This window comes from Pseudomonas sp. P110(2024), from assembly GCF_057480795.1.
The window spans coordinates 152,387-174,685 of sequence record NZ_JBLIYT010000008.1 but is presented as its reverse complement, the minus strand read 5'-3'; the positions used below and the strand labels follow the sequence as shown (position 1 = coordinate 174,685).

Genomic DNA, 22,299 nt, shown 5'->3' with positions numbered 1-22,299 from the left:
TTTCATACCCGGCGACGCTCGGCGTTAACCTGGGAGATCTGGCTGTTGAGCGTCCAGAAGTCATACAGCACGCCCAGCAGGAACAGACCGCCGGTGAACAGGTAGATCAAGGCACTGATCCACTTGCCCTGATACAGCCGGTGCACGCCGAAAATGCCCAGGAAGGTCAGCAGGATCCACGCCAGGTTGTAATCCACCCCGCCCGATTCGAAGCGCATGTCCGCCTCACGGTCCATCGACGGGATCAGGAACAGGTCGATCAGCCAACCGATACCCAGCAACCCGAGGGTGAAGAACCAGATCGTCCCGGTGATCGGCTTGCCGTAGTAGAAACGGTGTGAGCCGGTGAAACCGAAAATCCACAGCAGATAGCCGAGGACCTTGCTGTGGGTGTCGTGCGAAGGGACACCCTGTTGATAACCATTCATTCGAAACCCTCGTGGGATAGCCGAAAATTTTCTAACGGAAAATGTGACTTTTCCGTTTTTACCCGACATATGGTACGTGGCAGAGCGACCAACGGATCAAAGTTTGATCAAAAAGCTGTTATAAAGTTGCGCGCCAACACTTATAAGAGCTTCATCTATGCCACCTTTCTTCAAGACATGGCTGACCCTCTGCCTTCTGTTGCCCCTGGCCGCCCACGCCACCAACCGTGAGCAACGTCTTCCCAGCGGATTCACCGGTTACACGACCAACGCCGACGCCACGGTGAAACGCGCCCCGATCCAGTACCGCAGCACCACCAGCCTGCGCACGCGTCCGGCCAATGCCGCCAAGCAGCATGCCGTGGGCATGCAGGCGGTGGCGATGTCGCCGAAGCAGAGCAGCGAAGTGCTCAGCCGTGCGGTGAACGTGCTTGGCACCCCCTATCGCTGGGGCGGCAGCAGCCCGAAGAAGGGCTTCGACTGCAGCGGCCTGGTCAAGTATGCGTTCAACGACGTGGCGGATGTCGACTTGCCGCGCACCTCCAACGCCATGGCCCAAGGCCAGGGCGTCAAGGTGGCCAAGGGCGACCTCAAGCCAGGCGACCTGATCTTCTTCAACATCAAGAGCCGTCGGGTCAACCACGTCGCCATCTACCTGGGCAACGACCGCTTCATCCACGCGCCACGCACCGGCAAGCGGGTGAGCATCGACAGCCTGGAGAAACCTTACTGGCAGAAGCACTACGTGGTGGCCAAGCGCGTGCTGCCCAAGCAGCAGCAACAGGCGCTGAGCCTGGCCAAACGCTGAATCGCCGATCGCGGTGCGCCGGCGCGACTTGCCCCGCGATCAGTTTGAGGCCCTGTCGATAATCCCCCGCGCTTCCAGCGCCTGCAGCGCACCCTCCATCGTGCACATCCCCACAGCCGCACCAGCCTGCATCAGCGAATGAATCTGCGCCAGACGCCCCTCGCGGATCAGGTTGCGCACCGCCGGCGTCGCCACCAGCACCTCCCGCGCCGCGACCCGACCGCCGCCTGATCGCCGAACCAGCACCTGCGCGACCACCAGCCGCAGGGAGTCGGCCAGCATGCTGCGCACCAGCGGCTTTTCCTCCGGCGCGAACACCTCCACCAGCCGGTCGATACTGCTTACCGCCGATCGCGTATGCACGGTGGCCAGTACCAGGTGCCCGGTCTCCGCGGCGCGCATCGCCAGGCGAATGCTGTGCAGATCGCGCAGCTCACCGATCATGATCACGTCCGGGTCCTGACGCAGGGCGCTGCGCAGGGCCTGGGCAAAGTCACGGCTATGCAGGCCGACCTCACGCTGGTTGACCAGGCTGCGCTGGCTGGCGTGGATGAACTCGATCGGGTCCTCGAGCGTGACAATATGCAATGCGTATTCGCGGTTGAGCCGATCGATCAGCGCCGCCAGGGTGCTCGACTTGCCACTGCCGGTGGCCCCGCCCACCAAGATGAAGCCATCCCGGTACTGGGAGATGATTTGAAATACATCTACCAGTTCAAGCACCTCCAGACAGGGCACGCTCGCGGGGATCAAACGCACGCTGGCACTCGGGCCATTGCGCTGGCGGAACAGGTTCAGCCGAAAGCGCCCCAGCCCATCCAGGCTCACCGCCAGGTCCAACTCTTCGCCGGCAGCCCACTGTCGCCGCTGCTCGTCATCAAGCACGGCAGCCATCCCGTCTTCCAGCGTTCCTGCCGTCAGCACCGGCAGGTCCAGGCGCTGCAACACCCCATCCACGCGCAGCAGCGGCCGCTCGCCCGCGGCCAGGTGCAGGTCGCTGGCAGCGGCAACCAGGGCCCTGCGCAACAGGTCGGTCACATCCATGAGACTCCCCAACGGCGATCAAGCAGGTAGAATGCCGCAGACCCCAAAGCCGTCGGCGACGAATCATGTCCACCCTAGCAGACAACATTGACGCCATTGCCACCCGCATCGACAGCGCGGCCAAGGCCGCCGGACGCGACCCGGCCAGCATCCAGCTGCTGGCGGTGAGCAAGACCAAGCCCGCCAGCGCGATTCGCGAGGCCTACGCCGCCGGGTTGCGCGATATGGGCGAGAACTACCTTCAGGAAGCCCTGACAAAACAACAGGCACTTTCCGACCTGCCCTTGATCTGGCACTTCATCGGCCCCATCCAATCGAACAAGACCAAGGCCATCGCCGAGCATTTCGACTGGGTACATTCCGTGGACCGCCTGAAGATCGCCCAACGCCTCTCCGAGCAGCGCCCTGCCGGCCTGGCGCCACTGAACGTCTGCCTGCAGGTCAACGTCAGCGGCGAGGACAGCAAGTCCGGTTGCGCGCCTGCCGAGTTGCCGGCCCTGGCCCAAGCGGTGAACGCCCTGCCCGGCCTGCGCCTGCGCGGCCTGATGGCGATTCCGGAGCCGACCGAGGACCGCACCGAGCAGGAGGCCGCCTTTGCCATCCTGCGCCAGCTCCAGGCGCAATTGGGCCTCGGCCTGGACACCCTGTCGATGGGCATGAGCCACGACCTGGAAGCCGCCATCGCCCAAGGTGCGACCTGGGTCCGCATCGGCACCGCCCTGTTCGGCGCCCGCGACTACGGGCAGCCCTGAATCCATGCTTAACTCACTCTTTCCCTCAAGGACCTGACATGAGCAAGACTCGTATTGCCTTTATCGGCGCCGGCAACATGGCCGCCAGCCTGATCGGCGGCCTGCGTGCCCAGGGCCTGGACGCCGCGCAGATTCGTGCCAGCGACCCGGGTGCCGAGACCCGCGCGCGGATCCAGGCCGAGCACGGCATCGAAGCCTTCGAAAGCAACGCCCAGGCCATCGATGGCGTCGACGTGATCGTGCTGGCGGTCAAACCGCAAGTCATGAAGGCCGTCTGCGAAACGCTGAAGCCGAACCTCAAGTCCGGTCAGCTGGTGGTGTCCATCGCCGCCGGCATCACCTGCGCCAGCCTGCAGGCCTGGCTAGGCGCGATCCCGGTGGTGCGCTGCATGCCCAACACCCCGGCGCTGCTGCGCCAGGGCGTCAGCGGCCTGTACGCCACCGCAGAAGTGTCCACCGAGCAGCGCCAGCAGGCCGAGCAGCTGCTGTCGGCTGTCGGCACCGCCTTGTGGCTGGACGAAGAACAACAGCTGGATGCCGTCACCGCCGTCTCCGGCAGCGGCCCGGCCTATTTCTTCCTGCTGATCGAAGCGATGACCGCCGCCGGCGAGAAACTCGGCCTGCCGCGCGAAACCGCCTCGCAACTCACCCTGCAGACCGCTCTGGGCGCCGCCCGCATGGCGGTTGCCAGCGATGTCGACGCCGCCGAGCTGCGCCGCCGTGTGACCTCGCCGGCCGGTACCACGGAAGCGGCGATCAAGTCGTTCCAGGCCAGCGGTTTCGAGGCGATCGTCGAGCAGGCACTTCAGGCCGCGGCGAAACGTTCCGCCGAACTGGCCGAACAACTGGGCAAATAAGGAGCCATTGATGAATGCATTGTCCGGCGCCGCGATCTTCGTGGTGCAAACACTGGTCAGCCTGTACCTGGTGATCGTCCTGCTGCGCTTCGTGCTGCAACTGGTCAAGGCCGACTTCTACAACCCGCTGAGCCAGTTCGCCGTACGCGCCACCCAGCCGCTGCTCAAGCCGCTGCGCCGGGTGATCCCCAGCATCGCCGGCCTGGACACCTCCTCGCTGCTGCTGTCGATCCTTATCCAGGCGCTGCTGATGGCCTTTGTGCTGATGGTCACCTACGGCACCTTCGGCGATATCCTGCACCTGCTGATGTGGTCGATCCTGGGCATCACCTCGCTGTTCCTGAAAATCTTCTGGGTGGCGATGATCGTCATGGTCATCGTCTCGTGGGTCGCGCCGAACAGCCACAACCCGGCCGCCGAGCTGGCCTACCAGATCAGCGAGCCGGTACTGGCGCCGTTCCGTCGCCTGGTGCCGAACCTCGGTGGCATGGACATTTCGCCGATCTTCGCCTTCATCGCCATCCAGGTGATCCAGTCGTTCCTGATGCCTCAGCTGGCGGCCTACGCTGGCATGCCGCAAGAACTGTGGCGGATGATCTGACCCACACTGCATCCAGCGGCAAGCCTTTGCTTGCCGCTGGGGGTAGCGCTCTTTAGACTTACGCCTCCGTCAAGCGTGAGCAGGGTCGATGTCCACTGTCCTTCCCGAAGATTCCGTCGGTCTGGTAACACCACAGATTGCCCGGTTCGATGAACCGCTGGCCCTGGCTTGTGGCCGCTCCCTGACCTCGTACGAACTCATCTACGAAACCTATGGCACCCTCAACGCCGCCGCCAGCAATGCCGTGCTGATCTGCCATGCGTTGTCAGGCCATCACCATGCCGCCGGCTACCATGCCGCCACCGACCGCAAGCCAGGCTGGTGGGACAGCTGCATCGGCCCCGGCAAGCCGATCGACACCAACCGCTTCTTCGTGGTCAGCCTGAACAACCTGGGTGGCTGCAATGGCAGCACCGGCCCCAGCAGCCTCAATCCGGCCACCGGCAAGCCCTATGGCGCCGACTTCCCGGTGCTGACCGTGGAGGACTGGGTGCACAGCCAGGCGCGCCTGGCCGACCGCCTGGGGATCCAGACCTGGGCCGCCATCGTTGGCGGCAGCCTCGGCGGCATGCAGGCCCTGCAGTGGACCATCACCTACCCGGACCGCGTGCGTCACTGCGTGGACATCGCCTCGGCGCCCAAGCTGTCGGCGCAGAACATCGCCTTCAACGAGGTGGCGCGCCAGGCCATTCTCACCGACCCCGAGTTCCACGGCGGCTCGTTCCAGGACCAGGGCGTGATTCCCAAGCGCGGCCTGATGCTGGCGCGCATGGTCGGCCACATCACCTACCTGTCCGACGACTCGATGGGCGAGAAATTCGGCCGCGAACTCAAGAGCGACAAGCTCAACTACGACTTCCACAGCGTCGAGTTTCAGGTCGAGAGCTACCTGCGCTACCAGGGCGAGGAGTTCTCCGGCCGCTTCGACGCCAACACCTACCTGCTGATGACCAAGGCGCTGGACTACTTCGACCCGGCCGCGGCCCATGGCGGCGACCTGGCCGCGACCCTGGCTCACGTCACGGCGGACTACTGCATCATGTCGTTCACCACCGACTGGCGCTTCTCGCCAGCACGCTCGCGGGAGATCGTCGACGCCCTGATGGCCGCGCGCAAGAACGTTTGCTACCTGGACATCGACTCGCCCTACGGCCACGACGCCTTCCTCATCCCGACGCCCCGCTACATGCAGGGCTTCGCGAACTACATGAACCGCATCGCCCTCTGAGGACCGCATGAGAGCCGACCTGGAAATCATCCAAGACTGGATCCCCGCCGGCAGCCGGGTCCTCGACCTGGGCTGCGGCAACGGCGAACTGCTGGCCTCCTTGCGCGAGCGCAAGAACGTCACCGGCTATGGCCTGGAGATCGACGCCGACAACATCGCCGCCTGCGTGGCCAAAGGCGTCAACGTCATCGAGCAGGACCTGGACAAGGGCCTGGGCAACTTCGCCAGCAACAGTTTCGACGTGGTGGTCATGACCCAGGCCCTGCAGGCCGTGGAGTACCCCGACCGGATCCTCGACGAGATGCTGCGGGTGGGTCGCCAGTGCATCATCACCTTCCCCAACTTCGGCCACTGGCGCTGCCGCTGGTACCTGGCGACCAAGGGTCGCATGCCGGTTTCGGACTTCATGCCGTATACCTGGTACAACACGCCGAACATCCACTTCTGCACCTTCGAGGACTTCGAGAACCTGTGCCACGAGCGTCATGCCAAGGTCCTCGACCGCCTGGCCGTCGACCGTCTACACCGTAACGGGTTGGGCGGGCGGCTTTGGCCTAATCTTCTAGGAGAGATCGGTATCTATCGGGTCAGCAGCCCGGGCCTGCAGGAGCATCAGCTCGCGGTCTGACCCTCGCGAACGGAGGAATGGGATCATGCGTCGACTAGCACTGTTTCTGATCAGCCTATGCCTGGCCTTGCCGGTACTGGCTGCCGATGCCGCCAAGCCGGAGCGCAAGGAAGTGTTCGGCGACGTGACGGTCCACTACAGCGCCTTCACCTCGAGCATGCTGCAACCGGACATCGCCGCCGCCACGGGCCTGACCCGCAGCAAGAACCAGGGCGTGCTCAACATCGCCGTGCTCAAGGCCGAAAAGCCTTCGACAGCGGTCGTCAGCGGCACGGTGAAGGACCTGACCGGGCGCAGCAACCCGCTGTCGTTCAAGCAGATCACCGACCAGGGCGCGGTCTACTACATCGCCCAGTTCAAGATCGACCAGGCCGAGACTGTCACCTTCGATATCAACGTCGAAACGGGTGGCGTCAGCCATAAACTCAGCTTCAACCAGGAAGTATTCCCAGGCGAATGATGAATCTTACGCAACTCGTATTGGCCAGCCACAACGCCGGCAAGCTCAAGGAACTGCAGGCCATGCTCGGCGAGTCCGTGCACCTGCGTTCGATCGGCGAATTCAGCCAGGTGGAGCCGGAAGAGACCGGCCTGTCGTTCGTCGAAAACGCCATCCTCAAGGCGCGCAACGCCGCACGCATCTCCGGCCTGCCGGCCCTGGCCGACGACTCGGGCCTGGCGGTGGACTTCCTCGGCGGCGCGCCGGGCATCTACTCGGCGCGCTACGCCGACGGCAAGGGCGACGCGGCAAACAACGCCAAGCTGCTCGAAGCGCTCAAGGACGTGCCTGAAGAACAGCGCGGCGCGCAGTTCGTCTGCGTCCTGGCCCTGGTGCGCCATGCCGACGATCCGCTGCCAATCCTCTGCGAAGGCCTGTGGCACGGTAGCATCCTGTTCGAGGCCAGCGGCGAGCATGGCTTCGGCTATGACCCGCTGTTCTGGGTCCCGGAGCGCAACTGCTCCAGCGCCGACCTCGCTCCGGTCGACAAGAACCAGCTCAGCCACCGCGCCCGCGCCATGGCCCTGCTGCGTCAACGTCTGGGCCTGGCATGACCGAAAAGCTGTTCGTGCAACCGGCGGGCCTGATCCTTCCCGAGCTACCGCCGCTGTCGCTGTACATCCATATACCCTGGTGCGTGCGCAAATGCCCGTACTGCGACTTCAACTCGCACCAGGCAGGCCCCACGCTACCAGAAGCCGAATACATCGACGCCCTGCTGGCCGATCTCGACCAGGAACTGCCTGCCGTCCAGGGTCGTTCCATCAGCACGATCTTCTTCGGCGGCGGCACCCCCAGCCTGTTCAGCGCTGATGCGCTGGGTCGCCTGCTGCGCGGAGTCGAGCAACGCATCCCGTTCGCCCCGGACATCGAGATCACCCTCGAGGCCAACCCAGGCACCTTCGAGCAGGAGAAGTTCAAGGCCTACCGGCAGACCGGCATCAACCGCCTGTCCATCGGCGTGCAGAGTTTCCAGCCTGCCAAGCTCGAGAAGCTCGGGCGCATCCACAATGGTGCCGAAGCGGTACGCGCCGCCGACATGGCCCGTGCGGCAGGCTTCGACAACTTCAACATGGACCTGATGCACGGCTTGCCGGACCAGTCGCTCGACGACGCCCTGGGCGACCTGCGTCAGGCCATCGAACTGGCGCCGACGCACCTGTCCTGGTACCAGTTGACGGTAGAGCCGAACACGGTGTTCTGGAACCAGCCGCCCGAGCTGCCCGAGGACGACATCCTCTGGGATATCCAGGAAGCCGGCCAGGCGCTGATGGCCGAGCACGGTTACCGCCAGTACGAAGTCTCGGCCTACGCCCAGGCCGACCGTGCCGCGCGGCACAACCTGAACTACTGGCGCTTCGGCGACTTCATCGGCATCGGTGCCGGCGCCCATGGCAAACTGTCGTTCCCCGACGGACGCATCCTGCGCACCTGGAAGACCCGCCTGCCCAAGGACTACCTGAACCCGGCCAAGCCGTTCAAGGCCGGCGAGAAGCTGTTGCCGGCCGATGAGCTACCCTTCGAGTTCCTGATGAACGCCCTGCGCCTCACCGACGGGGTGGAAGCCGAACTGTTCAGCCTGCGCACCGGCCTGCCCCTGGCGCAGCTGGCCGAAGCCCGCCGCGAAGCCGAACAAAAAGGCCTTTTGCGGGTCGAACCGGATCGGCTGGCAGCCACGCCGCGCGGCCAGCTGTTCCTCAACGACCTGCTGCAGTACTTCTTGAATTAAGGATGACCCATGGACCTGGTACTTGACCTGCTCTCGACCGTTTCCCGCTGGAGCCGCAGCAACCTGTCGGAAATCTCGCTGGCCCTGGTGGGCTGCCTGCTGGTGCTGTTCGGCACCGATATCAAGGGTTGGGTGGAAGGCCGCCTGGGTGGTCTGGCCGGCGCCCTGCGGGTGCCGTTCATGGCGCTGCTGGTGATGATCGGCAGCGGCGCGGCACTGATCTATGCGACGCCGTGGATCGTGAAGGGGCTGGGGCAGTTCAACAACTATGCGCTGGCACCGGTGCTGCTGGTGGTGCTGGTATTGATTGGGGTCGTCGCTGATCGGCGGGGCTGACTGCTTGCTAAAAGCCGCCCTGGCGAGCCAGGACGGCTTCTCACCCGACTAACCCTTAGCGGGCATCGTCAAAGTGATCGCGCAGGAAGTCCCTGGCGGTCCTGAAAACGATCAGGATCCGAACCAGCGTCCAGACGCGGCTCAGCGTATTCAGCAAACGCGTCCTGTATTCGAGGCCATCCTAAGATCCAGTTGTGACTGTCTCCAGTGGTGTTCGTGGGATAGGCTTCGTAACCCGAGGCCCGCATAAAAAAACCGCCCTTCTCAAGGCGGTTTTTTTGTACCTGCAATCTCGCAGGCTTGAAGGACAGCGCCGAACGAATCCGGCTCAGCTCACCTTCTCGAACTTCAAGTCCCACACCCCATGCCCAAGGCGCTCCCCACGGCGCTCGAACTTGGTGATCGGCCGTTCTTCCGGGCGCGGTACATAGGCGCCATCAGCCGCCTGGTTGCGATAGCCTGGCGCTGCGCTCATCACTTCCAGCATGTATTCGGCATAGGGCTCCCAGTCGGTCGCCATGTGGAATACGCCACCGGGCTTGAGCTTGCGGCGCACCAGCTCGGCGAACTCCAGTTGAACGATCCGGCGCTTGTGGTGACGGGCCTTATGCCACGGATCCGGGAAGAACAGCATCAGGCGGTCGAGGCTGTTGTCAGCCACGCAGCGGTTAAGCACTTCGATGGCATCGCAATCGTAAACCCGCAGGTTCTTCAAGCCCTGGGTCAGCACGCCATTTAGCAACGCACCGACACCCGGACGGTGCACTTCGACGCCGATAAAGTCCAGCTCCGGCGAGGCGGCTGCCATCTCCAGCAGCGAGTGCCCCATACCGAAGCCGATCTCCAGGGTGCGCGGCGCCGAACGGCCGAACACCTGGTCGTAGTCCACCGGGCTGTCGGTCAGCGGCAGGATGAACAGCGGACCACCCTGCTCCAGGCCGCGTTGCTGGCCTTCGGTCATGCGCCCGGCGCGCATCACGAAGCTCTTGATGCGGCGGTGCGGGCGGGCTTCGCCGTCTTCGGTGATCGGCGTTTCTTGCGATTCAGTCATCTGGGGCTCTTACTTGATCAGACCTTCCAGCGGCGAGGACGCGCTGGCATAGAGTTTCTTCGGCATGCGCCCGGCGAGATACGCCATGCGGCCGGCAAGGATGGCGTGCTTCATGGCCTCGGCCATCAGCACTGGCTGCTGGGCGTGGGCAATGGCCGAGTTCATCAGCACTGCCTCGCACCCCATCTCCATGGCGATGGTGGCGTCGGAAGCAGTACCCACGCCAGCATCGACCAGCACCGGCACCTTGGATTCCTCGAGGATGATCTGCAGGTTGTAGGGGTTGCAAATACCCAGGCCGGTGCCGATCAGGCCGGCCAGCGGCATGACGGCAATGCAGCCGGCTTCGGCCAGCTGGCGGGCGATGATCGGGTCATCGCTGGTGTAGACCATCACGTCGAAGCCGTCCTTGACCAGCACTTCGGCGGCCTTGAGGGTTTCGATCACATTGGGGAACAGGGTCTTCTGGTCGGCCAGCACTTCCAGCTTCACCAGTGTCCGCTCCTCGTGGGACTTGTGCCCGTCGAGCAGCTCACGGGCCAGGCGGCAGGTACGCACCGCCTCGACCGCATCGAAGCAACCCGCGGTGTTCGGCAGGATGGTGTACTTGTCGGGCGACAGCACATCGAGCAGGTTCGGTTCGCCCGCGTTCTGGCCGAGGTTGGTGCGACGCACGGCCACGGTGACGATCTCGGCACCCGAGGCCTCGGTGGCCAGGCGGGTTTCTTCCATGTCACGGTACTTGCCGGTGCCGACCAGCAGGCGCGACTGGAAAGTGCGCCCGGCCAGGACGAAAGGCTTGTCGCTGCGAACGTTGCTCATCGATGTTCCTCTGGAAAGGTTACGGGGCTTCTGGATGAATCGGCGAGACGTGCTCAACCACCGCCAATGGCATGAACCACTTCGACCTGGTCGCCTTCGCTCAATCGCGTGCTCTCGTGCTGGCTGCGCGGCACGATGTCCAGGTTCAGTTCAACCGCCACCCGGCGACCAGCCAGCTCCAGCCGGCCCAGCAGCGCCGCGACGCTCTCGCCGTCGGGCAGTTCGTAAGGCTCACCGTTCAATTGAATGCGCATGCGCACGGCCACCATTGTTCTTTGGGGCCCGCATTCTAGCCCCGATCCACCTCGCAACCCAAGGGCGATGCGCGCCATTAGTCGCGATTGTGGACCGTTCGGTCAGCCCAGGCGCCAGGCGGCCAGGCCCAGGCACAGCCAGCCGGCGAGCAAGCACAGGCCGCCCAGCGGAGTGATCATGCCGAGCTTGCTCAGACCGCTCAGGGTCAGTACGTAGAGGCTACCGGAGAACAGCAGGATACCCACCGCGAACAGACCGCCGGCCCAGCCGACCAGGCGCCCCGGCAGGTGCGCCGACAGCACCGCCACCGCGAGGATCGCCAGTGCGTGCACCAGTTGGTAGCTCACGCCGGTATGGAAGATCGCCAGGTAGTCGGCGCTGAGACGGCTCTTCAGGCCATGGGCGGCGAAGGCGCCGAGGGCCACGCCGGTAAAACCGAAGAACGCGGCGAGCATCAGGAAGCTGCGAAGCATGGGACGACTCCTCGGGAGGGGTCTGTATAATGGCCCGTTCCAACGGTCCGGCCAAGCCATCACCATGCTCTCATCTCTCCTGCGCCGCCTCTCCCGCGCCCTGCTCTGGTTCGCCGCCGGCAGCGCCGCCGTGGTCCTGGTGCTGCGCTGGGTTCCACCGCCCGGCACCGCGCTGATGGTCGAGCGCAAGGTGGAGTCATGGTTCAGCGGCGAGCCCATCGACCTGCAACGCGACTGGACGCCCTGGGAGGACATCTCCGACGAACTCAAGGTCGCGGTCATCGCCGGCGAGGACCAGAAGTTCGCCAGCCACTGGGGCTTCGACATCCCGGCGATCCAGGCGGCGCTGGCCTACAACGAGCGTGGCGGCAAGGTGCGTGGCGCCAGCACGCTGACCCAGCAGGTGGCCAAGAACCTGTTCCTGTGGTCCGGACGCAGTTGGCTGCGCAAGGGGCTGGAGGCCTGGTTCACCGCGCTGATCGAGCTGTTCTGGTCGAAGGAACGGATTCTCGAGGTCTACCTGAACAGCGCCGAATGGGGCAAGGGCGTGTTCGGTGCCCAGGCCGCAGCACGCTACCACTTCGGCGTGGACGCCAGCCGCCTGACGCGACAACAGGCCGCACAACTCGCCGCGGTGCTGCCTAGCCCGATCAAATGGAGTGCCAGCCGGCCAAGTGCCTATGTGGCGAGCCGCGCGGGGTGGATTCGCCGGCAGATGAGCCAGCTGGGTGGGCCGAGCTACCTGATGCAACTGGATACTTCGCGCAGGCTTTGAGGCACGCTCCCACGCGCCACAACACACGAAAAAGCCGCTGTCTCTTGCGAGAACAGCGGCTTTTTCACTCCAGCCAGGCGCCGATCAGATCGTGATCAATGCCTTGACCTTGTTCATCGCGTTCTTCTCCAGCTGGCGAATACGCTCGGCCGAAACGCTGTATTTCTCCGCCAGCTCATGCAGCGTGGCCTTTTCCTCGGCCAGCCAGCGCTGATAAAGGATATCGCGACTGCGATCGTCCAGGCCTTGCAGCGCTTCATGCAGGTTGCTGGTGGAGTTATCGCTCCAATCGGCGTCCTCCAGCTGCACGGCCGGGTCGTAGCGGTGATCTTCCAGGTAATGCGCGGGCGACTGGAAGGCACTGTCGTCGTCGGCTTCGGCCGCCGGGTCAAAGGCCATGTCCTGGCCGCTCAGGCGGCTTTCCATCTCGCGTACTTCACGGGGCTCGACACCAAGGCTTTCGGCCACGCGATGCACTTCGTCGTTGTTCAACCAGGCCAGACGTTTCTTCTGGCTGCGCAGGTTGAAGAACAGCTTGCGCTGGGCCTTGGTGGTGGCCACCTTGACGATGCGCCAGTTGCGCAGGATGAACTCGTGGATCTCGGCTTTGATCCAGTGCACCGCGAAGGACACCAGACGCACGCCCATTTCCGGGTTGAAACGCTTTACCGCCTTCATCAGGCCGACGTTGCCTTCCTGGATCAGGTCGGCCTGGGCCAGCCCGTAGCCTGCATAGCTACGGGCGATGTGTACGACGAAACGCAGGTGGGCCATCACCATTTGCCGAGCGGCCTCGAGATCCTGCTCGTAATAGAGACGCTCGGCCAGATCACGCTCCTGCTCCGGCGACAGCAATGGGATGCTGTTGACCGTGTGCACATAGGCTTCCAGGTTTGCACCGGGAACCAGGGCATAGGCAGGTTGCAACGATGTGGTCATTCAAGTACCTCCAGCTTACAGACTCGTGCCTTGTGGGCACTGCCAGCATAGACAAGGAACCGTTGTACAAGTTCCAGGATGAAAAATTTGTCAATACTGGCCATGAAACATTTATCGCGGTGCCAGCTCGTTCAAGTGACGAGCGACGGCGATCCATGCACCGATATACCCCAACAACACCGCCCCGATCAAGAGTGAAAGGCCATCCGAGGCCGGTACGCCACCCAGGGCGAAATCACTGCCATACAGCCCGGACAGCCCGACCACCGCGTCGTTCAGCCAGTTCAGGCCGAACGCCAGGATGCCCCAGGCCAGCACGCCCGCACCCAGGCCGTACAGGGCGCCCATGTACAGGAAAGGCCGGCGTACGTAGCTGTCGGTGCCGCCGACGAGCTTGATCACTTCGATCTCGACCCGGCGGTTTTCGATATGTAGACGAATTGTGTTACCGATTACTAACAGCAGAGCGGAAATCAGCATTACCGCCAGGCCGAAGACGAACCGGTCTCCCAGCTTGAGAATCGCCGCCAGGCGCTCGACCCACACCAGGTCCAGCTGCGCCGCTTCCACCCGCGGCAGCTCGGACAGACGCTGACGCAAGGCTTCCAGGGCCGGCTTGTCGACCTCGGTCGGGGTCACCACCACCACGCCGGGCAGTGGATTGTCCGGCAACTCGCGCAGCGCCTCGCCCAGGCCTGACTGCTGCTGGAACTCTTCCAGCGCCTGCTCGCGACTGACGTACTGGGCCTCGGCGACGCCCGGCATGCCCTTGATCTCGTCACGCAAGGCCTCGCCATCACGGCTGCTGGCATCAAGCTTGAGATACAACGAAATCTGTGCCGCGCGCTGCCAGGAACCGCCGAGTTTCTCGACGTTCTTCAGCAGCAGCGACAGGCCCATGGGCATGCTCAGCGCCACAGCCATCACCAGGCAGGTGAAGAAACTGCCGATCGGCTGCTTGCCCAGCCGGCGCAGGCTGTCGGCCAGGCTGGCGCGGTGGCTTTCCAGCCAGGCGTGCAGCAGGGTGCTGAAGTCCGGGCCGTCATCGTCGTGGTCGCCACGCTTCTTCTTCGCCGGTTGCGGGTCGGCGGCTTTCGGCGCCACGCGCTCGGAAACCTTTGGTGTACGTGTGGTGCTCATTGCCCGGCCTCCCCATCGCCGATCAAGCGGCCGCGTTGCAGCGTCAGCATGCGGTGGCGCATGCGCGCGATCAGCGCCAGGTCGTGACTGGCGATCAATACCGTGGTGCCCAGGCGGTTGATGTCCTCGAACACGCCCATGATCTCGGCGGCCAGGCGCGGGTCGAGGTTACCGGTAGGTTCGTCCGCCAGCAGCAGGGCCGGCTGGTGGACGATGGCGCGGGCAATGCCCACGCGCTGCTGTTGGCCGGTGGACAGGTCGGCCGGGAACAGCTCGCCTTTGTCGCTCAGCGACACGCGCTCCAGCGCCGAATCCACGCGCTTGGCGATCTCGGCCTTGGACAGCCCGAGGATCTGCAGCGGCAGGGCGATGTTGTTGAACACCGTGCGGTCGAACAGCAGTTGGTGGTTCTGGAACACCACGCCGATCTGCCGGCGCAGGAACGGAATCTGCGCGTTGCTGATCTGGCCCAGGTCCTGCCCGGCCAGCAGCAGCTTGCCGCTGGTCGGACGCTCCATGGCCAGCAGCAGGCGCAGCAGGGTGCTCTTGCCGGCGCCGGAGTGGCCGGTGACGAACAGGAACTCGCCACGACGCGCCCGGAAGCTCAGTTCGTGCAGGCCGACATGGCCGTTGGGATAGCGCTTGGCTACCTGTTCGAATCGGATCATGAAGGTTCCCGCTCGGCGAACAGCGCCTTGACGAAGGGTTCGGCCTCGAAGGTGCGCAGGTCATCGATACCCTCGCCCACACCGATGAAGCGAATCGGGATGTTGAACTGCTTGGCCAGGGCGAAGATGACGCCGCCCTTGGCGGTGCCGTCCAGCTTGGTCAGGGCCAGGCCGGTCAGCTCGACGCTCTGGTTGAAGTACTTGGCCTGGCTGATGGCGTTCTGCCCGGTACCGGCGTCGAGCACCAGCAGCACCTCGTGGGGCGCCTCGGCGTCGAGCTTGCCGATTACCCGACGGACCTTCTTCAGCTCTTCCATCAGGTTGTCCTTGGTGTGCAGGCGACCGGCGGTGTCGGCGATCAGCACATCGACGCCACGGGCCTTGGCGGCCTGCACCGCGTCGAAGATTACCGAGGCCGAGTCGGCGCCGGTGTGCTGGGCGATGACCGGGATCTGGTTGCGCTCGCCCCAGACCTGCAACTGCTCCACCGCCGCGGCGCGGAAGGTGTCGCCGGCAGCCAGCATGACCTTCTTGCCTTCCAACTGCAGCTTCTTGGCCAGCTTGCCGATGGTGGTGGTCTTGCCGGCGCCGTTCACGCCGACCACCAGGATCACGTAGGGCTTGCTCTGCGCCTCGATCTTAAGCGGCTGCTCGACCGGGCGCAGCAGGGCGGCCAGTTCGTCCTGCAGCGACTTGTACAGGGCGTCGGCGTCGGCCAGTTGCTTGCGGGCGACCTTCTGCGTCAGGTTCTGGACGATGGTCGAGGTGGCCTCGACACCGACGTCGGCGGTCAGCAGACGGGTCTCGATCTCGTCGAGCAGGTCGTCGTCGATGACCTTCTTGCCCAGGAACAGGCTGGCCATGCCCTCGCCGATGCTGGCGCTGGTCTTCGACAGGCCCTGCTTGAGGCGGGCGAAAAAGCCCTGCTTGGCAGGCTCGGCGGCGACTGGCGCAGGTTCGACGGCAGCCGGAGCGACAGGCACTTCGGGTTCAGGCTCAACCACAGGGGCAACCACCACCGGGGCGGGCTCGGATACCACCACCTCAGGGGCCGGGCGCTCGGGAATGACCGGCGGCGCCTTGGGTTCGAGGTCCGGTACCAATGCAACCGGCTCTTCCGCGACCGGCAGCACCAGGTTGCTCACGGGTGCAGGTGGCGCTGGCTCAACCATGACCGTCGGCAGGTCCGCCGCATTCGCGGGCGAGCCCTCAGTCACAGGAGCCTGCGGCGCGTGTACCTGAACAACAGGCTCAGCCTCGACCACCAGGGCAGTCTCGACCGGGACGTCCACCGGCACGGGCTGGGCGGGTTCAACCACCTGGGTGGATTGCACCACCCTTGGAGCAACCGGTTCAGGCTCGGCCGGCACGCTGACTGGCGCAGGCTGGGGGGCCTCGGCCAGCGGAGCAGGCTGCTCGGCGGGAGGTTGCTGTACCACCGGCGCCTCGACAGGCGGTTGGGGGGCTTGCGGCTGTTCGGCGACAGGTTGCTCCGGCTTCTTGCGGAACCAGCTGAACAGGCCTTTCTTCTCGCCAGCCGCGGCCGGCGCTTTTTTGTCGTCGTTGGAACCAAACATGGAAGACGGCTATCTCAGGGTAGCGATGCGCCAGCAGTGGCGCACCGGGAATTCTTAACTCACGCAGAACAGACTACTGTGAAGCCAGCGGGTTCATGCGCAACGTTTTGTCGTAAGGGCCTGTGGGCCAGAACGGCGACAGGCATGGTCGCCAGGCAACCGGATCAGTATCCTAGCACCTCCTGGCCCGCCGACGCTAAACCCAAGCGGGCCGCCGAACAGGTTGAACACCGTATGAATGCTCTAGCCCGCCGCGCCGCTGGCCTGTTGCTCGGCACGCTGTGCCTGCCGCTGGCGGCCTTCGCCGCCGATGTGCAACCCACCCACGAATTCATTCTCGACAACGGCCTGAAAGTGGTCGTGCGCGAGGACCACCGTGCGCCGGTGGTGGTTTCGCAGATCTGGTACAAGGTCGGCTCCAGCTATGAGACGCCGGGTCAGACCGGCCTGTCCCATGCCCTTGAGCACATGATGTTCAAAGGCAGCGCCAAGCTCGCCCCCGGCGAAGCCTCGCGCATCCTGCGCGATCTCGGCGCCGAGGAGAACGCCTTCACCAGCGACGACTACACCGCCTACTACCAGGTGCTGGCCCGTGACCGCCTGCCGGTGGCCTTCGAGCTGGAAGCCGACCGCCTGGCCAGCCTGCGGCTGCCAGCCGACGAGTTCAGCCGCGAGATCGAGGTGATCAAGGAAGAGCGCCGCCTGCGCACCGACGACCAGCCCAACGCCAAGGCCTTCGAGCTGTTCCGCGCCATGGCGTACCCGGCCAGCGGCTACCACACCCCGACCATCGGCTGGATGGCCGACCTCGAGCGCATGAAGGTCGAGGAACTGCGCCACTGGTACGAGTCCTGGTACGCGCCGAACAACGCCACCCTGGTGGTGGTCGGCGACGTCAAGCCCGACGAGGTGAAAGCCCTCGCGCAGAAGTACTTCGGCCCGATCCCCAAGCGCGCCGTACCACCCAGCAAGCTGCCGCTGGAACTGGCCGAGCCAGGCCTGCGCCAGCTCACTCTGCACCTGCGCACGCAACTGCCCAGCCTTGTCTACGGCTTCAATGTGCCCGCCCTGGCCACGGCCAAGGACCCGCGCAGCGTCAACGCCCTGCGCCTGATCTCGGCCCTGCTCGACGGCGGCTACAGTGCCCGCATGCCGGCGCGCCTGGAGCGCGGCCAGGAACTGGTGGCCGGTGCCTCGTCCAGCTACAACGCCTTCACCCGCGGTGACAGCCTGTTCATGATCTCGGCCACGCCCAACGTGCAGAAGCACAAGACCCTGGCCGAGGTGGAAAAAGGCATCTGGCAGCTGCTCGACGAGCTCAAGACCACGCCGCCGACCGCCGAGGAACTCGAGCGCGTGCGCGCCCAGGTAATCGCCGGCCTGGTCTACGACCGCGATTCCATCAGCAGCCAGGCCACCACCATCGGCCAGCTGGAGACCGTCGGCCTCTCCTGGAAGCTGATCGACAGCGAGCTCGACGACCTCAAGCGCGTAACCCCGGAAGACATCCAGGCCGCCGCCCGCACCTATTTCACCCGCGAACGCCTGAGCGTTGCCCATGTACTGCCCGAGGAGTCCGCCCATGAGTGATCGCAGCGCACCGCGCTACACCCTGTTCGGCTTGGCGATCATCGTGCTGGTGGTGGCTGTCGCCGCGCTGCTGGCGCGCCCGGCCCAGTCCGACAGCCAAGGCAAGGCAGACACCGCGGCCCGCCCGGCCAACACCCTGCAATCGCTGGCCGAACTGGACAGCAAGGCCCCCAGCCGGCGCCAGCTGAACATCCAGCACTGGTCCACTGCCGAAGGCGCCCGCGTGCTGTTCGTCGAGGCCCGCGAGCTGCCGATGTTCGACCTGCGCGTGACCTTCGCCGCCGGCAGCAGTCAGGACGGCGACACCCCCGGCTTGGCCACCCTGACCAACGCCATGCTCAACGAGGGCGTGGCCGGCAAGGACGTCACCGCCATCGCCGAAGGCTTCGAAGGCCTGGGCGCCGACTTCGGCAACGGTTCGTACCGCGACATGGCCGTGGCGTCGCTGCGCAGTCTCAGCGCCAGCGACAAGCGCGAGCCGGCGCTGAAGCTGTTCACCGAGGTGGTGGGCCAGCCGACCTTCCCCGAGGACGCCCTCAAGCGCATCAAGAACCAGCTGCTGGCCGGTTTCGAATACGAAAAGCAGAACCCGGGCAAGATCGCCGGCAAGACCCTGTTCGCCAACCTCTACGGTAAACACCCCTACGCCAGCCCCAGCGACGGCACCGCCGAAACCATCCCCGGCATTACCCTGGAACAGCTGCGCGGCTTCCACGCCAAGGCCTACGCGGCCGGCAACGCGGTGATCGCCCTGGTCGGCGATCTCAGCCGCGGCGAAGCCGAAGCCATTGCCGCCCAAGTCTCCGCCGGCCTGCCCAAGGGCCCGGCCCTGGCCAAGCCCGAGCAACCGGTCGAGCCCACGCCGGGCGCGACCCATATCGATTTCCCGTCCAAACAGACCCACCTGATGCTGGCCGAGCTGGGCATCGACCGTAACGATCCGGACTGGCCGGCCCTGTCGCTGGGCAACCAGATCCTCGGTGGCGGCGCCTTCGGTACCCGCCTGATGAGCGAAGTGCGCGAAAAACGCGGCCTGACCTACGGCGTGTACTCGGTGTTCAGCCCGATGCAGGTGCGCGGCCCGTTCATGATCAACCTGCAGACCCGTGCCGAGCTCAGCGAGGGCACGCTCAAGCTGGTCCGGGATATCCTTGCCGACTACCTCAAGAGCGGCCCGACCCAGCAGGAGCTGGACGACGCCAAGCGCGAACTGGCCGGCAGCTTCCCGCTGTCCAACGCCAGCAATGCCAGCATCGTCGGCCAACTGGGCGCGATCGGCTTCTACAACTTGCCGCTGAGCTGGCTGGAAGATTTCATGCAGCAATCCCAGGCGCTGACCGTCGAACAGGTCAAGGCCGCCATGAACAAGCATCTGGCGGCGGACAAGCTGGTGATCGTCACCGTCGGCCCGAAGGTGGCCCAGCAGCCCCTGCCGGCCCCCACTGACAAACCCGCCGAGCAGCCGCTCGGCGTACCGGAGCACTAATGGCAAGACCCAACACCCCAGCGCGCCCGGCACCGGGCGCCAGCAAGGGCCCCGGCCAGCTGCGCATCATCGCCGGCGAGTGGCGCAGCCGCCGTCTGGCCGTGCCGGAAGGCGAAGGCCTGCGGCCGACGCCTGACCGCGTGCGCGAGACCCTGTTCAACTGGCTGGCGCCGCATATCGAAGGCGCCCTGGTGCTCGACGCCTTCACCGGCAGCGGCGCGCTGGTGCTGGAGGCCTTGTCTCGCGGCGCCGAAAACGCCGTGGCGCTGGACAGCAACCCGGCGGCCATCGTCAATCTCAAGAACAACCTCGAGCTGCTGCGCTGCCCGCGCGGGCAGATCCTGCAGACCGACGCCCTGCGCTACCTGCAAGGCCCGGCCAAACAGCAGTTCGATGTGGTATTCCTCGACCCGCCGTTCCACCAGGACCTGCTGGCCAACACCTGCAACCTGCTGGAGCAGGGCCAGTGGCTGCGCGAGCAGGCGTGGATCTACACCGAAAGCGAAGCCGTGCCCTCCTCGCTGCCGATGCCGGGCAACTGGCGCCTGCACCGCGAGAAGAAGACCGGCCAGGTGCACTACGCGTTGTGGCAACGAGCGGGCACCGACCAATAGCGCAGGTACAGTGGCGGTGTTTCATGGCACTCTAGGCAGGCACACCACGAGTCGCCCAGCATGCCCAGCCTCACCGCCACCTTCCGTCCGGCCACCGGCCTGTCCAACCCTCACCTGCAGACACTGTGGGGGCCTCTCTGGCGCAAGCTCCCGGACCTGCCGCGCAACCGCGAGCGCCTGTGGCTGGCCGACGGCGACTTCCTCGACCTCGACTGGCACGGACCGCACCAACCCGACGCGCCGTTGGTGCTGGTGCTCCATGGCCTCACCGGCTCGTCCAATTCGCCCTACGTCAAAGGCCTGCAACTGGCCTTGCAGGGGCGTGGCTGGGCCAGCGTCGCGGTGAACTGGCGCGGCTGCTCGGGCGAGCCCAACCTGCTGGCGCGCAGCTACCACTCCGGGGCCAGCGAAGACCTGGCCGAGACCATCCGCCACCTGCGGGCGCAGCGGCCGCTGGCACCGCTGTATGCCGTGGGCTATTCGCTGGGCGGCAATGTGCTGCTCAAGTACCTGGGAGAAAGTGGCTCGTCCAGCCAACTGGAAGCGGCGGTGGCGGTGTCGGTACCGTTTCGCCTGGACCATTGCGCCGACCGCATCGGCCTGGGATTTTCGAAGATCTACCAGGCGCATTTCATGCGCGCGATGATGGCGTACGTGAAGGACAAGCAGCGGCACTTTCGCAATCAAGGTCACCATGAAGGGTTGGCAACCCTCGAGCGCCTTGGCCCATTGCGCAACCTGCGCACCTTCTGGGACTTCGACGGCAAGGTGACCGCGCCACTCAATGGCTTCAGCGATGCCCATGACTACTACCGCCGGGCGTCCAGCCGCTATTACCTGGGAGAAAACCGCACGCCGACGCTGATCATCCATGCCAGCGATGATCCGTTCGTGTTCGGTCACAGCCTGCCGACTGCCGACGAACTGGCGCCACTGACGCAGTTCGAACTGCACAATCGCGGTGGCCATGTGGGGTTCGTCGAGGGCAGCCTGCGCAATCCGGGGTATTACCTGGAACGGCGGATTCCGCAGTGGCTGATGGAAGAGCGATAGTCTCCATCCAGGAATATGGCTGAGGGAAGGCTTCGTGGGAGCGGGCTTGCCCCGCGATAGCATCACCGAGCCCACTCCCACCTCACGAATTACTCACCAGTGGCCACGCCGCGCTGCGGATCGTTGATCCACTCACTCCACGACCCGGCATACAGCCGCCCCAGCGGATATCCCGCGAGCGCCAGGGCAAACAGGTTGTGGCAGGCGGTCACGCCAGAGCCGCAATAGGCCACCAGGTCCTGCGGCGAACGGCCGGCCAGCTTTTCGGCAAAACGCTGCTTCAGCGTGTCGGCCGGCAGGAAACGCCCGTCGGCGCCAAGGTTGTCGGTGAACGCCGCGCACTGGGCGCCCGGAATGTGCCCGGCCACCGGGTCGATCGGCTCCACCTCGCCACGAAAACGCGGCAACCCGCGGGCATCGATCAGGGTCAGCGTCGGATCGTTCAGGCGCTTGCCCAGGTGTGTGGCGTCGATCAGCAGCTTCATGTCCGGCTCGCCACTGAACGTCCCCTCGCGACGCGCGGGCGGGTCGAGGCTCAACGGCAGGTGGGCGGCGTGCCAGGCCTTGAGGCCGCCGTCGAGAATGAACACCGCATCGCGCTTGCCCAGCCAGGCCAGCAGCCACCACGCACGGGCAGCGAAGGCGCCGGGGCCATCGTCGTAGAGCACCACCTGGCTATCGTTGTCCACGCCCCACTCGCGCAGGCGCTCCACCAGCCGCTGCGGATCGGGCAGCGGGTGACGACCGGTGCGACCCTTGACCACCGGCCCGCTCAGATCACGCTCGAGGTCGGCGAAATGCGCCCCGGCGATATGCCCCTCGGCATAACTACGTTGGCCGTAGTCGACATCTTCCAGGGCAAAGCGGCAATCGAGGATCACCAGGCCGGGCGCTTCCAGGCGTTCGGCCAGCTGTTGCGGGGTGATCAGTTGCGCAAGGGGCATGA

The 22,299-nt window shown here is 65.1% G+C and carries 26 protein-coding genes; 15 read left to right on the top strand and 11 right to left on the bottom strand.

Annotation, left to right across the window (positions count from 1 at the left end):
• Positions 1 to 2: 2 nt before the first annotated feature.
• Positions 3 to 428 carry an NINE protein gene (locus tag AC25ND_RS14715; protein ID WP_028689119.1) on the bottom strand — a complete coding sequence of 142 codons (426 nt, stop codon included), beginning with the start codon at positions 426 to 428 and terminating at the stop codon, positions 3 to 5.
• 157 nt (positions 429 to 585) lie between these two features.
• On the opposite strand from AC25ND_RS14715, the gene AC25ND_RS14710 reads away from it, so the two are divergent.
• Positions 586 to 1,236 carry a C40 family peptidase gene (locus AC25ND_RS14710; protein ID WP_028689120.1) on the top strand — a complete coding sequence of 217 codons (651 nt, stop codon included), beginning with the start codon at positions 586 to 588 and terminating at the stop codon, positions 1,234 to 1,236.
• A gap of 39 nt (positions 1,237 to 1,275) precedes the next feature.
• Here AC25ND_RS14710 and AC25ND_RS14705 read toward each other — a convergent pair whose 3' ends face one another.
• Entirely contained in the window at positions 1,276 to 2,280 is a 1,005-nt protein-coding gene (locus AC25ND_RS14705; protein ID WP_486976404.1) for a type IV pilus twitching motility protein PilT, read from the bottom strand.
• Between the two features lie 65 nt (positions 2,281 to 2,345).
• On the opposite strand from AC25ND_RS14705, the gene AC25ND_RS14700 reads away from it, so the two are divergent.
• The 9 genes from AC25ND_RS14700 to AC25ND_RS14660 all read left to right on the top strand — a co-directional run bounded on the left by AC25ND_RS14700 (position 2,346) and on the right by AC25ND_RS14660 (position 8,910).
• Positions 2,346 to 3,032 carry a YggS family pyridoxal phosphate-dependent enzyme gene (locus AC25ND_RS14700; RefSeq protein ID WP_069016534.1) on the top strand — a complete coding sequence of 229 codons (687 nt, stop codon included), beginning with the start codon at positions 2,346 to 2,348 and terminating at the stop codon, positions 3,030 to 3,032.
• A gap of 38 nt (positions 3,033 to 3,070) precedes the next feature.
• A complete protein-coding gene (gene proC, locus AC25ND_RS14695) occupies positions 3,071 to 3,889 on the top strand; it encodes a pyrroline-5-carboxylate reductase (RefSeq protein ID WP_182322307.1) in 819 nt (272 codons plus the stop codon).
• Between the two features lie 10 nt (positions 3,890 to 3,899).
• Complete coding sequence (locus AC25ND_RS14690; RefSeq protein WP_028689124.1) at positions 3,900 to 4,490, top strand: YggT family protein; 591 nt, start codon at positions 3,900 to 3,902, stop codon at positions 4,488 to 4,490.
• An 88-nt stretch (positions 4,491 to 4,578) separates the two neighbouring features.
• Positions 4,579 to 5,718, top strand: coding sequence for a homoserine O-succinyltransferase MetX (gene metX, locus AC25ND_RS14685; RefSeq protein ID WP_182322309.1), 1,140 nt, complete (start codon positions 4,579 to 4,581; stop codon positions 5,716 to 5,718).
• 7 nt (positions 5,719 to 5,725) lie between these two features.
• Positions 5,726 to 6,346, top strand: a complete 621-nt coding sequence (gene metW, locus AC25ND_RS14680) for a methionine biosynthesis protein MetW (RefSeq protein ID WP_011531735.1) — start codon at positions 5,726 to 5,728, stop codon at positions 6,344 to 6,346.
• A gap of 25 nt (positions 6,347 to 6,371) precedes the next feature.
• Complete coding sequence (locus AC25ND_RS14675; RefSeq protein ID WP_028689126.1) at positions 6,372 to 6,806, top strand: DUF4426 domain-containing protein; 435 nt, start codon at positions 6,372 to 6,374, stop codon at positions 6,804 to 6,806.
• A complete protein-coding gene (gene rdgB / locus AC25ND_RS14670) occupies positions 6,803 to 7,399 on the top strand; it encodes an RdgB/HAM1 family non-canonical purine NTP pyrophosphatase (protein ID WP_028689127.1) in 597 nt (198 codons plus the stop codon). The genes AC25ND_RS14675 and rdgB overlap by 4 nt, the downstream gene beginning before the upstream one ends.
• The gene (gene hemW, locus AC25ND_RS14665; RefSeq protein ID WP_062362815.1) at positions 7,396 to 8,574 is read left to right on the top strand and encodes a radical SAM family heme chaperone HemW; all 1,179 of its coding nucleotides are present in this window, start codon (positions 7,396 to 7,398) and stop codon (positions 8,572 to 8,574) included. The genes rdgB and hemW overlap by 4 nt, the downstream gene beginning before the upstream one ends.
• A gap of 9 nt (positions 8,575 to 8,583) precedes the next feature.
• Positions 8,584 to 8,910, top strand: coding sequence for a DUF3392 family protein (locus AC25ND_RS14660; protein ID WP_011531731.1), 327 nt, complete (start codon positions 8,584 to 8,586; stop codon positions 8,908 to 8,910).
• A 328-nt stretch (positions 8,911 to 9,238) separates the two neighbouring features.
• On the opposite strand, the gene trmB is transcribed toward AC25ND_RS14660, so the two are convergent.
• From trmB to AC25ND_RS14640, 4 genes are all read right to left on the bottom strand, one after another.
• Positions 9,239 to 9,961: a tRNA (guanosine(46)-N7)-methyltransferase TrmB gene (gene trmB, locus AC25ND_RS14655; protein WP_028689129.1), complete on the bottom strand. Its 723-nt coding sequence runs from the start codon at positions 9,959 to 9,961 to the stop codon at positions 9,239 to 9,241.
• A gap of 9 nt (positions 9,962 to 9,970) precedes the next feature.
• Complete coding sequence (locus tag AC25ND_RS14650) at positions 9,971 to 10,783, bottom strand: thiazole synthase (protein WP_028689130.1); 813 nt, start codon at positions 10,781 to 10,783, stop codon at positions 9,971 to 9,973.
• Between the two features lie 53 nt (positions 10,784 to 10,836).
• The gene (gene thiS, locus AC25ND_RS14645; RefSeq protein WP_028689131.1) at positions 10,837 to 11,037 is read right to left on the bottom strand and encodes a sulfur carrier protein ThiS; all 201 of its coding nucleotides are present in this window, start codon (positions 11,035 to 11,037) and stop codon (positions 10,837 to 10,839) included.
• 102 nt (positions 11,038 to 11,139) lie between these two features.
• Positions 11,140 to 11,511: a DUF423 domain-containing protein gene (locus tag AC25ND_RS14640; RefSeq protein WP_028689132.1), complete on the bottom strand. Its 372-nt coding sequence runs from the start codon at positions 11,509 to 11,511 to the stop codon at positions 11,140 to 11,142.
• A 64-nt stretch (positions 11,512 to 11,575) separates the two neighbouring features.
• On the opposite strand from AC25ND_RS14640, the gene mtgA reads away from it, so the two are divergent.
• Positions 11,576 to 12,286 (top strand): monofunctional biosynthetic peptidoglycan transglycosylase, encoded by a 711-nt coding sequence (gene mtgA / locus AC25ND_RS14635; protein WP_028689133.1) that lies wholly within the window; start codon positions 11,576 to 11,578, stop codon positions 12,284 to 12,286.
• A gap of 84 nt (positions 12,287 to 12,370) precedes the next feature.
• On the opposite strand, the gene rpoH is transcribed toward mtgA, so the two are convergent.
• The 4 genes from rpoH to ftsY all read right to left on the bottom strand — a co-directional run bounded on the left by rpoH (position 12,371) and on the right by ftsY (position 16,610).
• Positions 12,371 to 13,225: an RNA polymerase sigma factor RpoH gene (rpoH, locus tag AC25ND_RS14630; RefSeq protein ID WP_028689134.1), complete on the bottom strand. Its 855-nt coding sequence runs from the start codon at positions 13,223 to 13,225 to the stop codon at positions 12,371 to 12,373.
• Positions 13,226 to 13,336: 111 nt separating this feature from the next.
• On the bottom strand, positions 13,337 to 14,365 hold the full coding sequence (gene ftsX, locus AC25ND_RS14625; RefSeq protein ID WP_028689135.1) for a permease-like cell division protein FtsX: 1,029 nt from the start codon (positions 14,363 to 14,365) through the stop codon (positions 13,337 to 13,339).
• Complete coding sequence (gene ftsE / locus AC25ND_RS14620) at positions 14,362 to 15,033, bottom strand: cell division ATP-binding protein FtsE (protein WP_011531723.1); 672 nt, start codon at positions 15,031 to 15,033, stop codon at positions 14,362 to 14,364. The genes ftsX and ftsE overlap by 4 nt, the downstream gene beginning before the upstream one ends.
• Positions 15,030 to 16,610, bottom strand: coding sequence for a signal recognition particle-docking protein FtsY (ftsY, locus tag AC25ND_RS14615; protein WP_182322311.1), 1,581 nt, complete (start codon positions 16,608 to 16,610; stop codon positions 15,030 to 15,032). The genes ftsE and ftsY overlap by 4 nt, the downstream gene beginning before the upstream one ends.
• A gap of 234 nt (positions 16,611 to 16,844) precedes the next feature.
• On the opposite strand from ftsY, the gene AC25ND_RS14610 reads away from it, so the two are divergent.
• From AC25ND_RS14610 to AC25ND_RS14595, 4 genes are read left to right on the top strand one after another with little or no spacing between them, the layout of a single operon-like run.
• Complete coding sequence (locus AC25ND_RS14610) at positions 16,845 to 18,200, top strand: M16 family metallopeptidase (RefSeq protein WP_028689137.1); 1,356 nt, start codon at positions 16,845 to 16,847, stop codon at positions 18,198 to 18,200.
• On the top strand, positions 18,193 to 19,686 hold the full coding sequence (locus AC25ND_RS14605; protein WP_236179334.1) for a M16 family metallopeptidase: 1,494 nt from the start codon (positions 18,193 to 18,195) through the stop codon (positions 19,684 to 19,686). The genes AC25ND_RS14610 and AC25ND_RS14605 overlap by 8 nt, the downstream gene beginning before the upstream one ends.
• On the top strand, positions 19,686 to 20,300 hold the full coding sequence (gene rsmD, locus AC25ND_RS14600) for a 16S rRNA (guanine(966)-N(2))-methyltransferase RsmD (RefSeq protein ID WP_062362807.1): 615 nt from the start codon (positions 19,686 to 19,688) through the stop codon (positions 20,298 to 20,300). The genes AC25ND_RS14605 and rsmD overlap by 1 nt, the downstream gene beginning before the upstream one ends.
• Before the next feature lie 60 nt (positions 20,301 to 20,360).
• A complete protein-coding gene (locus AC25ND_RS14595; protein ID WP_486976403.1) occupies positions 20,361 to 21,353 on the top strand; it encodes a hydrolase in 993 nt (330 codons plus the stop codon).
• A gap of 89 nt (positions 21,354 to 21,442) precedes the next feature.
• Here AC25ND_RS14595 and AC25ND_RS14590 read toward each other — a convergent pair whose 3' ends face one another.
• Positions 21,443 to 22,297, bottom strand: coding sequence for a sulfurtransferase (locus AC25ND_RS14590; protein ID WP_028689141.1), 855 nt, complete (start codon positions 22,295 to 22,297; stop codon positions 21,443 to 21,445).
• Positions 22,298 to 22,299 lie beyond the last annotated feature (2 nt).